General features: G+C 56.0%; 11 protein-coding genes and 3 pseudogenes. 3 read left to right on the top strand and 11 right to left on the bottom strand.

Annotation, left to right across the window (positions count from 1 at the left end; genetic code table 11):
- Positions 1-8: 8 nt before the first annotated feature.
- Genes NVB75_RS02590 through NVB75_RS02580 form a run of 3 tightly spaced genes read right to left on the bottom strand, consistent with a single transcriptional unit; the run spans position 9 to position 2,820 of the window.
- Positions 9-1,049, bottom strand: a complete 1,041-nt coding sequence (locus NVB75_RS02590) for an iron ABC transporter permease (protein ID WP_258345819.1) — start codon at positions 1,047-1,049, stop codon at positions 9-11.
- Positions 1,046-2,029: an iron ABC transporter permease gene (locus NVB75_RS02585; RefSeq protein WP_258345818.1), complete on the bottom strand. Its 984-nt coding sequence runs from the start codon at positions 2,027-2,029 to the stop codon at positions 1,046-1,048. Before NVB75_RS02585 ends, NVB75_RS02590 begins: the two co-directional genes overlap by 4 nt.
- On the bottom strand, positions 2,026-2,820 hold the full coding sequence (locus tag NVB75_RS02580) for an ABC transporter ATP-binding protein (protein ID WP_258345816.1): 795 nt from the start codon (positions 2,818-2,820) through the stop codon (positions 2,026-2,028). Before NVB75_RS02580 ends, NVB75_RS02585 begins: the two co-directional genes overlap by 4 nt.
- Before the next feature lie 422 nt (positions 2,821-3,242).
- Between NVB75_RS02580 and NVB75_RS02575 the strand changes: the two genes are divergently transcribed.
- Positions 3,243-5,372 carry a TonB-dependent siderophore receptor gene (locus NVB75_RS02575; RefSeq protein ID WP_258345814.1) on the top strand — a complete coding sequence of 710 codons (2,130 nt, stop codon included), beginning with the start codon at positions 3,243-3,245 and terminating at the stop codon, positions 5,370-5,372.
- 237 nt (positions 5,373-5,609) lie between these two features.
- Here the strand turns inward: NVB75_RS02575 and NVB75_RS02570 are convergent, their stop codons facing one another.
- The 3 genes and pseudogenes from NVB75_RS02570 to NVB75_RS02560 form a co-directional block, all read right to left on the bottom strand.
- On the bottom strand, positions 5,610-5,945 hold the full coding sequence (locus tag NVB75_RS02570; RefSeq protein ID WP_258345812.1) for a hypothetical protein: 336 nt from the start codon (positions 5,943-5,945) through the stop codon (positions 5,610-5,612).
- Between the two features lie 289 nt (positions 5,946-6,234).
- Positions 6,235-6,500: pseudogene (locus NVB75_RS02565) on the bottom strand (transposase); the annotation flags it as partial.
- A gap of 57 nt (positions 6,501-6,557) precedes the next feature.
- Positions 6,558-6,686: pseudogene (locus NVB75_RS02560) on the bottom strand (hypothetical protein); the annotation flags it as partial.
- A gap of 234 nt (positions 6,687-6,920) precedes the next feature.
- Between NVB75_RS02560 and NVB75_RS02555 the strand changes: the two are divergent.
- The gene (locus tag NVB75_RS02555; protein WP_258345810.1) at positions 6,921-7,949 is read left to right on the top strand and encodes an aldo/keto reductase; all 1,029 of its coding nucleotides are present in this window, start codon (positions 6,921-6,923) and stop codon (positions 7,947-7,949) included.
- A gap of 270 nt (positions 7,950-8,219) precedes the next feature.
- Here NVB75_RS02555 and tnpB (NVB75_RS33250) read toward each other — a convergent pair whose 3' ends face one another.
- Both tnpB (NVB75_RS33250) and NVB75_RS02550 read right to left on the bottom strand, forming a co-directional pair.
- Positions 8,220-8,399, bottom strand: a complete 180-nt coding sequence (gene tnpB / locus NVB75_RS33250) for an IS66 family insertion sequence element accessory protein TnpB (RefSeq protein WP_375378928.1) — start codon at positions 8,397-8,399, stop codon at positions 8,220-8,222.
- Positions 8,400-9,481: 1,082 nt separating this feature from the next.
- Positions 9,482-9,715, bottom strand: coding sequence for a VOC family protein (locus NVB75_RS02550; RefSeq protein WP_258348499.1), 234 nt, complete (start codon positions 9,713-9,715; stop codon positions 9,482-9,484).
- Between the two features lie 382 nt (positions 9,716-10,097).
- Between NVB75_RS02550 and NVB75_RS02545 the strand changes: the two genes are divergently transcribed.
- Positions 10,098-10,556 carry an N-acetyltransferase gene (locus NVB75_RS02545; protein WP_258348498.1) on the top strand — a complete coding sequence of 153 codons (459 nt, stop codon included), beginning with the start codon at positions 10,098-10,100 and terminating at the stop codon, positions 10,554-10,556.
- Between the two features lie 77 nt (positions 10,557-10,633).
- Here NVB75_RS02545 and NVB75_RS02540 read toward each other — a convergent pair whose 3' ends face one another.
- The 3 genes and pseudogenes from NVB75_RS02540 to NVB75_RS02525 form a co-directional block, all read right to left on the bottom strand.
- Positions 10,634-11,140, bottom strand: a complete 507-nt coding sequence (locus NVB75_RS02540) for a GNAT family N-acetyltransferase (RefSeq protein ID WP_258345809.1) — start codon at positions 11,138-11,140, stop codon at positions 10,634-10,636.
- A gap of 54 nt (positions 11,141-11,194) precedes the next feature.
- Positions 11,195-11,635: pseudogene (gene tnpB, locus NVB75_RS33245) on the bottom strand (IS66 family insertion sequence element accessory protein TnpB); the annotation flags it as partial.
- A 415-nt stretch (positions 11,636-12,050) separates the two neighbouring features.
- Positions 12,051-13,517: a YecA family protein gene (locus NVB75_RS02525; protein WP_258345808.1), complete on the bottom strand. Its 1,467-nt coding sequence runs from the start codon at positions 13,515-13,517 to the stop codon at positions 12,051-12,053.
- Positions 13,518-13,892: the final 375 nt, after the last annotated feature.

Genomic DNA, 13,892 nt, shown 5'->3' with positions numbered 1-13,892 from the left:
ACGACGCGTCAACGGTTGCGTTGCCGCGCCAGCAAAACCAATAGATAAGGCGCACCGATAATCGCCACCACCAGACCGGCCGGCAGTTGCAACGGCGGCAGCAAAGCGCGCCCCAGAGTGTCCCCCAGCAGAACCAGTACGGCCCCAAACAGGGCCGACAGCGGCAACAATGCGCCATGCCGGTCACCGCACAACTGCCGCGCCAAGTGCGGCGCTACCAGGCCCACGAAAGTCATCACGCCGATATTGGCCACCGTTGCCGCGGTCAACGTGACGCTACACAGCAACAGCAAAAGCATTATCACCGGCGCATTCAGGCCGCGACTGAGCGCCACGCTCTCGCCCAACTGCAGTAGGTTGAGCTGGCGATGACAGAACAGCAGGGGCATGCCCGCCACCAGCAGCCAGATCAGCAGGCTCTGCACCTGCGGCCAACCACTGCGATGCAGGCTGCCGCCAAGCCACATCAGCGCCGATTCGACCCGATCGATATTGCCGTAGGTGATCAGCAGATCGGCGACGGCACCGAGCATGGCCGTTAGCCCCACCCCAACCAGAATCAGGCGCAGCGGGGCAATACCACCGCGCCAGGATAGCGCGACTATAAACAGCGCCACCGCCAGACCGCCGAGCAGCGCTGCCAGAGGATAGAGCGGCAGCGGCAAGGCCTGCGGCCACAGCACCAAGATAAGCAACATAGTGACGCTCGCGCCCGCCTCCACCCCGACCAATCCAGGCGCAGCCAGTGGATTGCGCGTCAGTGACTGCATCAACACGCCCGCCAGAGCCATCGCCGCGCCCCCGAGTATCGCCAGCAGAATGCGCGGCAGGCGCAACTCCCATAGCACGCTGGCCGACAGCGCCGTCTTATCGGCGAACAGACTTTGCCAGAGCTGAGCAATGCCCGTCGTGTAGCTGCCTACGCTCGCCGCGTACAGCGTCAGGCCCGTCAGCAACAAGAGCAGCACTAACGCCGCCAACACATCAATGGGTCGGCCGACCCAGGGCAACCCGGGGCAACGCCTTGGCGTGGTCAGCCAGCGACTCACTTGAGCTTCCTCAGTACCAGCGCGACGAATACCGGGCCGCCGATCAGCGCGGTGACGATGCCGGTGTTGAGCTCGTAAGGGCTCACCAAGGTGCGCGCCACGACATCGGCCAGCACCAGCAGCAAGCCTCCCAGCAGCGGCGCGGCCAGCAGCGCCTGCCGCAGGTCGTGGCCAACCAGCAGCCGCGCCGCATGCGGCACTACCAGCCCGACAAAACCGATGGGGCCAGCCAACGCCACCGCGCAACCGGACAGCAGCACCACGGCCGCCAAACTCAACAGCCGCATCCGCAACAGGTTGACGCCCATGCTGGAGGCCACCTGCGCGCCCAGCCGATAGGCATTTAACGCCCGGACATTGATCAGGCAAAGCAACATGCCGACAATCAGGTAAGGCCAGAGCCAGCTTGGCAGGTTTGCCCCGCTGATACCCAGCGAGCCGGTCAGCCAGCGACGCAGGCTGTCCAGCCCCTGCTGATCGAGCAGCAGCAGAATCGCGGTGATGGCGCCGAACAGCGCGGCCATCATCGCTCCGGAAAGCGTGAGGCGTACCGGATTGGGCGTGCGCCCTGCCAGCAGCATAACGCCGATGGCGGCCACCAGAGCGCCGCTGAAGGCAAACAGGGGAATCATGGTCATGTCGTTGCCGGGTAGCACCAGTAAGCCAATGACCACGAACAAGGCCGCACCACTGTTGATGCCGAGGATGCCCGGGTCGGCCAACGGATTGTCGCCCACCGCCTGCATCACCGTGCCGGCCAGACCCAGGCAGGCGCCCACAGCCATCGCCACCCACAGGCGCGGCAGCCGCGACCCGCGGATGACGCTGTGATCAGAATTGCTCGGGTCATACGCCAGCAGCGCCTGCCAGACATCGCTCCAGGGGATCGACTTGGCTCCCACTGCCAGGTGCAGCGTCGACGCCAGACCGATGCCGATCAAGATCGATAACCAGATCGGCCAGCGCCACCCACCCGTCATCGGGCTACCTGGCTGTCGAGCGCCCGCATGCGAGCAGGCGAAGCCGGCACACACAGAGGATCACCGGAATGCGGATCGATGAGAATGTGCGCATCCAGATCGAACACAGCCTTGAGGTTGGCCGGAGTGAAGACGTCGGCAGGGGTTCCCTGGGCGTGTACCTTGCCGTGTCGCAACATCACCAGTTGATCGGCATAGCGCGCGGCCTGGTTGAGGTCATGCAGAACCGCGACCACCGTGCGCCCCTGGTCACGCAGCTCGGCGAGCAGTTCGAGCAAAGCGATCTGATGAGCGATGTCGAGAAAGGTGGTGGGCTCGTCGAGCAGGATGATCGGGGTTTCCTGCGCCAGAGTCATGGCAATCCAGCAGCGCTGTAACTGCCCCCCGGACAGGCTGGTCAGGGTTCGGTCCAGCAACATGTCGACGTCGGCCAGTGCCACGGCACGGTCGATCGCCTGCTGATCGGCGTCACTCCACTGCTGCCACCAGCTTTGCCAGGGATAGCGACCCTGCATGACCAGCTCGCGCACGGTTATCCCGGCAGGCGAAGCGGTGCGTTGCGGCAACAGCGCTATTTGCCTAGCCAGATCACGTCGCGACAGCTGAACGTGTGGCTTTCCCTGCAGCAGTACGTCGCCGCTGGCGGGTCGTAGCATGCGCGCCAGCACGTTCAGCAAGGTGGTCTTGCCACAACCATTGGCACCGATCAATGCGGTGAAGCAGCCCTCGGGAATGGTCAGACTGATGTCATCCAGCACCTTCAATCCGTCGAATTGAAGTTGAAGCCCCATCGCTCTCAACATGCATACACACTCGAATTCGAACCACCGCGCCCGCGCCCGTCTGGCTTAGAGCCAGCACAGCTCGCCAGGGATGCTGGTTCACCGCGAATCTCATCCAGCTTAGGGCGGACATTGCCTATCAGGCAGCGTCCAGGCCTTGAATATTTATACGCAGTAGCTTGCAGTAATATCCTAGTGATGACAATAAAGTGTTAGCTAGTACAAATCTTTCTCATTTAGATGTAGAGTTCGCGCGCTACTGCTGACTGCCACGGCGCACTGGCGTGAAGGATCACAGAATGTCCTCCGCATTGCGCACACATACTAAGAAGACCAGAGGATGTTCCTTCGCCATGCGCCAAGTTACGCACCTAAGCCCCGAACGTTTCACCCGACGCCCAGCCTTCAGCCTTACTGCACTAGCTCTAGCCATGGCAAGCCTGGGCTCAGGTAGTCTGTATGCCGCTGAGACCAACCAGGCACCCACGGCTGCGTCCGTGGAGATTGATGCCATCAACGTTACCGGGCAAAGCGTCGAACAGCCCACCGAGCATGTGGATGGCTATGTCGCCAAACGCAACATGAGCGCTACCAAGACCGATACGCCGATCACCGAGACGCCACAGTCGCTGTCGGTGGTAACGAGCGACGAGATCCGGGACCGCCAGGCGGAAACGCTGGCCCAGGCGCTGAGCTATACGCCAGGGTTCACCGCCAGCGCGACCTCTTTCAACCGCACTGCGGACCGCTTCCGCCTCCGCGGCTTCTCCGTCGAATCCGCCACCGGCGGCTCGCTGCGAGACGGCCTGCGCCTGCAGAACAACTCCTACGACGGCATTCAGGAACCGTATGGCCTGGAGCGCGTCGAGGTCATCCGCGGCGCAGCCTCGGTGCTCTACGGCCAGCTCTCGCCCGGCGGAATGGTAAATGGCGTCAGCAAGCGCCCAACCGAAACGCCGCTTCATGAGCTGCAACTGCAGGCGGGCTCCAATGACCGCAAGCAGCTCGCCGCCGATTTCAGCGGCGCACTGCCCGGTAGCGACACCCTGAGCTATCGCCTGACCCTGCTCAGCCGCAACAGCGACACCCAGCAGGATCATCTCAATGACGACAAGATCTACATCGCCCCGGCGCTGACCTGGCGCCCTGACGAAGACACATCGTTGACCCTGCTGTCCTTCTACCAGAAGACCGATACGCGTTTCCCCGCGCCCCTGCCCTATCAGTTGGTCAAAGGTGTGGGTGACGGCGCCTTCAAAATCGGCCGCCACGACTTTATCGGCGAGCCGGGCTACGACGACATGAATGGCGAGATGTCGGCCCTGGGGTACGAATTCACCCACCACTTCAACGAGCACTTCACGCTTAATCACAAGCTGCGTTACTCCGAGTCCGATGTGAAGTGGAAATACCTGCAAGCTCAGACGTCCGCAGCGGCTATCCGCAATGCTGCCAATACCGGCATCCTTGCACGGCAATACAGTGATCGCCGTGAGCGTGCTCGAACCCTGGGTAGCGATACTAATATCGAATCGAAATGGCAGATCGGCAGCGTCGAGCACACCGTTCTGGTCGGTTTCGACGGCTATGACACTTCCTACGACTCCCATAACTTCCGAGCTGCAGCCCCCAGCCTGGACCTGAGTCGCTACAACTATGGTCAGCCCGTAGTGGTCAACAGAAACCCCGCCCTGGACCGTGGCTCGCAGCTCGATATGCTACAAAAAGGTGCCTATTTCCAGGATCAGATCAAGTTCGACGACAAGTGGGTCCTGCAGCTGGGTGGCCGCCACGACTGGGCTGACCAGCAGCAGACGGCGCATCGCAATGGCGCCAAGGCCAGCCAAAGCGACGAAGCCACCACCTGGCGAGCGGGCCTGGTCTACCTGGCGGACAACGGCCTGGCGCCCTATATCAGCTATAGCGAGTCGTTCTTCCCGGTTTCCGTTGCGCAAGTCACCGGCCAGACCTTCACCCCCACCGAAGGCAAACAGTACGAAGTTGGCGTGCGCTATCAGCCCAAGGACAGCAATATGCTGCTCAGCGCAGCAGTCTACGAGCTGACCCAGACCAACGTGCTCAAGCAGGATCCAGCTACCGACGAGTTCCGCCAAACCGGCGAGGAACGCTCCCGCGGTCTGGAGCTGGAAGCCAAGGCGGATGTCACCCCGGCACTCAGCGTGATCGCCACCTACGCCTATACCGATGCACGCACCACCAAGAGCGCTATCGCCGCCGAAGTGGGTCAACGTACCGACGAAACGCCCTACCACCAGGCAGCCCTGTGGACCCGCTACGACTTCGTCAACTGGGGTATTCCGAAACTGACCGTGGGCGCCGGCGCTCGCTACATGGGTACAACACAGGCCTCGGGTATGGATTCGGCCATGCCAGCCTATACCCTGTTCGACGCCATGGCGCGCTACCAGATCGACGATCACTGGGACGTGACCGTCAACGCCAACAACCTGACCGACAAGCGCTACGCGCAGTGCAGTTTCTCCACCTGTCTCTACGGTGACGAGCGCACCCTGCTGACCTCGGTAAACTTCAACTGGTGAACCTTTAAGGACTAGGAATAGGCACGGCGTGTTGCCTGCATGAAATACCCGCTTAAAAAGCTAGAGCGGGTGCCCACTTAATTTAAGTGCACGCCATGTCTTGGCTTTGCGGGGCTTGGTAGGTGAATTGGCCGGACGGATACGACTGGCCCCCGCCGCCCCCTGCCCCGCACTCATTTTCCAACCGTCAGAAACGGAAAAGCCCGGCGAGCCGGGCTTTCTTAAACCGAACGATGCTTATTTAGCAGCTTTCAGCTTGATCACGTCACCGGATACCGTGGTGGTGTAGCCGTTCAGAACCCAAGCCCAGAACCATTTTTCCTGCACTTGAGTATTGATCAGGGCATCGCCACCTTTAGCCTGGATCGCGGAACTCTGAGCACGAACAAAACGGTCGTTCTGACGAATAGGGATCAGACCGAAAAGCATCAGGCCAGTAGCGCTCGCCTCACTATGACCAACGACAGTGTATTGGGTGCTGTCGTACTGCTGGGTTTTCATCGCCGTGCCTGTGCAACCTGCGAGAACCAAGCCACATGCCGCAGAAGCGATGATTTTGCTAAAAGACTTCACGTAAAAAACTCCCTGGTAAAAGAGCCCAGATCTAATTATCGGGCGTCGAAACTTTACCGTAAGCGGGCAGCGAACACACCTCGGGCCGAACCTAAAACCTTGCAGTATTCTTGGATAACACGCCAAGTGCATCCGATCAGCTGAAATTAACGTGCTGACGGCGACAGTCCCGCCATCTAAATTGCGTTAAGCGGAAGAGACTACTACGTTCAAGGTTTATAGAATCCGAGCTCGTTACCGTATGCGTCCTGGCATCATGTCTTGCGTGATTAAACCGGCTGTTACTTATAGGAAGCAACTGCTCGATTTCACTCGCCCGCTCTGTCGGCAGGCGTATGAGAACATTCTTAAAATAGGCGTACGGATCATGACCATCAGCCGTGCAGACTGGAACCGACTCTTGATCGCTGCCGCCCGTTTTGCCGCTGCATAATGAACCTGCAAAGAGCCAGTTCTTGCGACCAAGAACCCATGGCCGGATCTGGTTCTCTGCCAATTATTATCAATGGGTACGGCCCCGTAATCGAAGTAGCGCGACAGCGCTGCCCAGCGTTTCGTCTCAACAGCTGCGATATCGGTATCGTTAAGGTCATCCAGCAGACCGGCCTGCCCAGGATTAATCTGTTCGCTGCGCTTGGCAAACTTCAAACGCTTGAGTTGTGCGATCTCGTGGCTCAGCTTTTCGATCACCTTCTGATCGCGGTTGATCTTCTCGCTCAACGTTTCAACCGTCTTGGTCATGGTTTCAACCGTATTACCCATGGTCTCGACTTGCGACATTAATTGCGCACCGAATACACGCAGTTGGTCGGCGGTGATTTGATCGAGATTGGGCAAAGAGGTCATACCGTGGATTTTACCAAAGCACGCCATTCTAAATTGCACTTCACCTGACCACCCGCTTGCATTCGACAAGTCTATTGCATTCGATCTGAGCACCGATTGCATCGGAGTTGACTAGCTTGCGTCGCAACCATGATCAGCAACGAATTGCTCATTGCTGCCGGTGGGACAGGCAACCAGCGGACGTCCAGATCAGTGAAAAATCAAGATGAAGATTTTAGCCGTCTGCTTGAAACGCAAGTCTGCGCTGCACTACCCTTACGCGGTAGCTTGCACTCTCAAAAAACCATTAAGGAAGCTGTGGATATGGAACCTGCCCCCCGCATCTCCCTCGCGCCACTGATCACTCTCAACGACGGGGTTCAAATTCCGCAACTGGGCTTCGGTGTATGGAAGCTTGATGATATACAGGCTTACGAGGCTTCCAGAGCCGCGCTGGCTGCCGGTTACCGGCATCTCGATACAGCAATGAGTTACGGTAACGAAGCCGGAGTCGGCCGCGCTGTCGCCGAATGCGAACTCCTCCGCGAGCACATTTTCATCACCACTAAGCTGTGGAATACCGAGCAAGGCTTCGACAGCACCCTACGAGCGTTCGACGCCAGCATGCAGCGCCTGGGGCTTGAAACCCTGGATTTGTACCTTATTCACTGGGCCATCCCAAAGAAAAGCGCATATCGTGATACTTGGAAAGCGTTCGTGCGCTTGAAGCAGGAAGGTCGCGTACGGTCCATTGGTGTATCCAACTTCAATGTCGAGCACCTTGTCCACATTATTGATGACACCGGCGTGGTGCCGTCAGTCAACCAGATCGAAATTCACCCCGATTTTAACCAGGCCAACCTGAGCAAATGGTGCCACGAGCGAGGCATCACAACCGCATCCTGGAGCCCGTTGGGCCAAGGCGGCGATCTGCTGAAAATGCCGTTGTTCGCCGAGATCGCCCAGCGCCATGGCAAGACACCTGCACATGTCATCCTGCGCTGGCACCTGCAAAACGGCCATGTGCCAATCCCGCGCTCAACTAATGCTGAGCGAATGGCGGCCAACCTCAATGTATTTGACTTTGAGCTGAGCAGCCATGAGCTCAAGGCGATTGCACATCTCAAACAAACCGGCCGCCTAGGGCCTGATCCCGAGACAATAGAAATGGGCCTGTGAGTCCTAGTCTCAGATGATGGGGGTAAACCGCCACCTTGGAATCGCGACCGTTCGCAATGGGGCGACTGCCGCCGGTGGCCACAGGCCGTGGCCGCCCCTTTTCTGCTGATCAAGGTTACGAAGTGTGCTGGCCACATCCGATGTAAATGGGTGATCAAGTCAGTACAATTACCCACGCCACTCACAACAGCAAGCAAAGGCATAAATTACTGTTTTTAAAGCAGCGTCATTGCACCGCCAACGCCTACACGCTGCCAATGCAGACGAGCACTAAGGTTTGAAGCTGTTCGGTATCCAACCGCACTTCGCTGCCTTGCCGAGCGCGTGACCAATGGAATTTACCTTGTTCAATCGACGTGCCGCCAACCAGACACCGACACCATCGTGTACCAGCACCTTCGTCCGAGTCGCAAGGTGATTTGCAAACAGATAGGCGCGGTGGCGAGCCAGATGGCGTCAATACGAAACACCACAACAAGTCTCGAAGGAATGCGGCACAGTCAGCAGCGCTATCGGTTGGCCAGTTAACTTTGGCGGTGTCGCACGAGTGCAGAATCTCAAAGCTGATATTCGATGAAGATACAGGGGCCGCTGTCTGCATAGGCAATAGCATGAATGCTGGTTGAAGCGCAGTGCTCTTCTGCGCTTGCACCCGAATCCACTTGTGGAAGAGGTTTGCGTTGAGGCAATGGGTGAGCGCGATGCTGGCAATCGAAGCGCCGAGCTTGGCACACTCTTGAATGACTTAGGCTTTGAATAGGAACGCCGTGTTGGATGCATGAAATACCCGCTTAAAGGCTAGAACTGGTGCCTAATTAGATTCAAGTGCACACCATGTCCTGGTTCTGCGGGGCTGGGTAGATAACTTGGCCCGACGCATACTAATGAAGCGTTGATGCCGGGATATAAATCGAGGGAGTACTGATCGGAGTTTAGGAGTGCTGAAAACGTCGACCAGATTGGCACGTGCCGGTCAATTTGCTACCGTTACGCCACGCTCGTTGGCATTGAGGAATGGTGGTGAGAACAGAAGCTCCGGAGGTATCACGAATTTGGGGCTTCGCTCTATTAAGTACTCAGGCCCTCGCGCTCATACAAGAGCATCGAAATCGCGAATATTTAAGCCGTAGTGCATAGGATTGCCATCCTTATCAAATGTAGTGGTCTAGTGCTGATTCATAGCTTGTCCATGTGCTTCGACCTGACCTTATCAGCCTAGCGCAACACCCCAAGGATATACCCATCCAGCGTAACCCGCCTTTCGCTCGCCCCTCTCGAGGACTGACTAAACGGACTGGGCCCGAGAATGCCATCAGCCCCCCCCAATCTTTAACGTCTGACGTTTGTTGAAGCCGTTCACCATACTTGGTAACTGACCAGATTTCACCCGTGAATCAAGAGCGGAACCAAGCCCTTAGAAAATCTTTGATAAGTACATTTTCATGCGACTTCATCGAACATCATCGTAATCGTCTGCCCAAGTCAACTTACGAGACTCAGAACCTGCTGAGTCGGTAACCAAGAGTCGAAGGTCATTCAGCGCTGTGACATACGCAACATATCTTGTTGCCGTCGGAGTCTCGGATGTAAGCACCGTAATAACCCTTAGAGTAATGAGGACGCAGCCCTGGTGCGCCTTCCTCTGATGCCCCGTTGGCCATAGCTATCGCGTAGAAGTCATCAACCTGCGCCCGCGCTTGGGCTTCGAACGCAACCATCGACCCGGTACCTGGTGTCGCGCGTTCGCCATTTAGATGGCTATAGATGCATAACGCCGTACCTGAGTCAGTCGTGCTTTGAGTGAATAGAGCTCGTTCAGGATTGTGCTTGAGGGCAACGTGATGCCTAGCGGTGCAAGTAGCCGCCCAAAGAAGTTCCTAGCGCTGGCGAGGTCGTTGCTGCCGATTGTATGGCTGAACATGAGGAACTCCGATGAGATTAGGGTACGAGCCTATCCAACTTACCTTGTGTAAGTTAGGCTAGCACCATTGATGGGATAAAAGGTTCCCAACTTCACTCGCCCGCTACGTCGGTAGGCGCGTAAGAACGTTTTGACTCGTCAGCCCACGCAGCGGGCAAGTGACTCTGCCAACCTATTACCACATCTTTGGGCGCCCGTTTAATCACAAACTACTCAAGGAGAAAGCTGTGGACTTACGGATAGAGATAAATGAGACGCCTCAAGAGGTCGATTACCAAGCGATTTTGACACCGTTGCGCGAATACAACCAAGCACAAACAGGGCTCACCGGAACTGAAAAACTTGCGATTTTAATCAAGGATGACGCGGGGACTACGCAAGGTGGGCTATACGCAAAAATTTCTGGGCAGTGGTTATTTGTTGAGTTGCTGGTAGTACCTGAATTCGCCCGAGGGCAAGGGTTGGGGTCAAAATTGATGAACAAAGCGGAATCTCTGGCGCGTGAGAAAGGTTTTCAAGGTATTTGGCTGGATACATTCTCTTTTCAAGCTCCGGACTTTTACCTCCGGCTCGGCTTCAGCATATTTGGAGAACTTAAAGATTACCCGATCGTTGGATACAACCGTTTTTTCATGGAGAAAAGATTTGATCTCCAGAGTCATAACGCTAGTAATACTCAGCTTTGAGGCAATAACAGTGTAGGCGAATGGCAAAGACACCCCAGGTTAGGTGGCAATGCCAAATTTTGTTGTTGATCGAGCAATCATAGGACACGCCACAATGTTTCACGAGTTGTGGCGTCCAAGGTCAGCCATTGATGATCCATGACCTGTTTCAATCCCTCTGCTATGTGTTCACTGGGCATCGTACGGAAGCCGTGTTTGCGGAACCAAGGGCCATTCCAAGGCGGCTCATGAAAAGTTGTTAAGGTCACGGCTTGAATCCCACGGCTTTCAGCATGCTCTATAACTGTCGTGAGAAGCTTTGCTCCAATTCCACTCCCTGAAGCATTTGGGTCGACTGAAATATTGTCTAAATACAAAAGCCCATCCAGTGGTCGCATTGCCGCAAAGCCAATTATTTTCTGGCTTTCGCTATCGAACGCCACTACGACCCGACAGGCTTCAAATCTCGCTGGGGGCAGTGCGGGTGTTTCAGCTATATGGGCGAGATTTGGAATGGCCTTGTAACGCAGACGAGCTTGAGCCGAGATACGGCATAAATCTGCCACATCATCTATGCCACTAAGCCGAAGTTGGTAACTATGCATGCTTCTTCTCTCATTAAGACTCGCTGGACGAGTATCCTGCCTACCTCACATGACTCAGCCAGATAACGACGGATGCGGCAGCAGTAGCTCAATTCCGCTCGCCTGTTGCGTCAGCACATCATTGAGATACGCATTCGGGGCATGCCCTTTCATGCGGGCTGATTTGATCAAACTCATAATCGCCGCCGCCCGTTTGTCGCTACGAAGCGACCCGGCAAACAACCAGTTGGAACGTCTGAGTGCCCAGAGTCTGATTTGATTCTCGACCGGATTATTGTCTATGGGTACAGCCGTGTCGAGAACCCGGCCAGAAGAACTTGCCCTGATGCAGGGGGCCGCCGCCAGCCAGATGCCCGCCCCGTGATGTACCAGCACTTTCATACGATTGGCGCGACGGTTGGCAAACAGATAAGCATAGTGCGGTTGCGCCGCACCGAACACGGCACCCACCCGGACTAGCGCGGTTTCAATTCCTGCACGCATGTCCATGGGGCCGGTAGCGAGCCAACGCGAATCATTGGAAAAGGCCGCGTACGCAACGAGCGCAGCCTTCTGGGTCTGAGATCGGCCAGCTCATTCTGAGCGTTTGCGGGCCGACGGGAATTTCGATGCTGACTATGCCCTGCGGGGAAGATACAGGCGTTGCTTACATCCTCAACGGAACAAATGCCGGTAAAGAGACTGGTTTCCAGTCACGATAAAGCGGTATCCATTTGCGGGCTAGGTTGGCGTTAATGCCATGGCGTAGCGCAACGCTGGCAATCGAGGCATCAGGTTGCAGGAAGTCAGGGAGCCCAAATGAGCTTCTCGAAACGCCTCCAAAACTCCTTCCCTGCTCATCACCGATTCGATGTGCTGTGCAGTTGTAAATTGCACCTTATGATCTCCTAGACTCACCGATACAGATGGCCTACTGCATGCTCGAAATCATGCAGCACTTCTTGTGTTTTTTCTTCGACCCACATGGGCAAAGATCATTACGTCCAACGTCCCTGTCCGTGAAGGAAGTCTGAATTACTCTCTCTGAAACGTGATCCAGAATCTTTAAGGTCTTCATCGCTTGCTGAGCCCTTTCACGTTCTTCGCTGGTAAGAGAAACAGTCGCATCAATGGCGAAAATCGTTTCAGACTCAGCCTGGCCACCTTTGGTATCAGCTCCGAAAATTAATATCTCTGTAGCTTTCTGGAATTTGTACATCGCTACATGTGCGTACAGCTGCATGCAATCCGTCCGAGCCTCCCGATACTCCTGATATGACGCATAGCTGTCATCCCAAGGGAAGAACACGAATACATACAACCGGCCTGGCTTGGTAGTGGAAGGTGCCGTTCGCGCGGAGCGGATGCCTTTGGGTACCAAATCGAACTTCTCGAACAAGGCTGATGCCAGAAAGCTACTCGAATAGAGATTCTCGGACGCCAAAATCTGAATAGCGTTTGAATGGGTAATGAACGGGCGATCGCTGGCCTCACCTACACACGCATCGGTGATGGCGTCAGCGAAGCGCGCGATGATCTCGTTCCAGAGCTTCGCATTTTTCTTCTGGCCATGCCGGAGCGCGTAATCCACTGTCTGCCGGTAATGCTTCCACTCCCATTCAGGAATCCTGAAACAGTGGCCTTCGTAGCCCGCTGGTACTCTGAGATCGCCGAAACCGTACCCCCCATCCTCTTGCAAATAAGTTGCGAGTGTCTCCTCTTCCCCAGCGCTGGATAAGAAGATGCCACTCCGAATGGCCCGTTCCTTTGTCTCAAGGTAGTGAATGAAGTCTTCCGGTGTGCAAAGCTCCTCGAAGAGCAACTTAAGGCCGCTCTCGTCAAGCACATGGACAAAAGTCTTCCCTGGATCGATGTCACCAATGATGAAGGGCTTTTCAAGCAGAGATTTTTCAGGAACTTCGTAGTGATATACCAGCGTCCCACTACTACCTGGCCCTACCGAATCAAAGAAACGCTGCGCATGCTGACCTATCCCGCCAGCAACCGCTATCAGATGGATCTTCAGCCCTGGGTTGGTCAAATCGAACGGGAAAGGATCTTCAAGCTTGCTGTTGAGAAAGAGTTTATCGGGATGATTTCTGATGAAACTCTCAGCCCCGTGCAGCTGCTTAGCAGACTCCCTGACTGCAGCGCGATACCAGCGGCTCCAAGCCAACTGGACATCATTATGCTCCTGAAAGCTGACATGGCCTTTGTCAGAAAAAATGACCAGAGTGTTGTTGAAGTAAATGGTGAGGTCAGCGAACTCCTTACCTTTCCCAACCGAGCGGAACAAGCTGGGGTAACACCAGAGGCTAAAGAACGTGTTTGAGACGACTGCGGCCAGAATCCTCTCGCTCTCATTTACACTGGGTTCTTTCTGAATGGGTTTTAGCACTTTGATCGTCCTTGTTTTTTCTCGCGTTTGAGGATTCTAGATCACGTAACGACTCAGGACTGGTCGAACGGCTCCCAAAGCCTCAATCCAATCAGTGCCATTCTCGTAAGGCGTGAAGCTAAGAAGCCCCGGTTTGCTCACCCCTTCAATCGACCAACCACCGTTACGATGACCCCTTTACCCGCGCCTTGTCTGTAACCGTATGGCAGACACACCTCACTGATAGCTAAATTGCCGTAAGCGTCCAGCGAAGTCATCTATCTTTGCGCCATGAGTGTTTGGTAGGTGTCGCGCATCGCGGTGTCTTCAGGGAAGGTCGCTTAGCAAGAATCAGCGCCGCTTATGTAATCGTCCAAGCGCTCCGGCAGCAGGGTG

Origin of the sequence: Pseudomonas sp. CBS (assembly GCF_024734645.1) — a bacterium.
Lineage (GTDB): Bacteria > Pseudomonadota > Gammaproteobacteria > Pseudomonadales > Pseudomonadaceae > Aquipseudomonas.
Note: the sequence above shows the minus strand (reverse complement) of the source record. Positions and strands in the feature narration are given on the sequence as shown.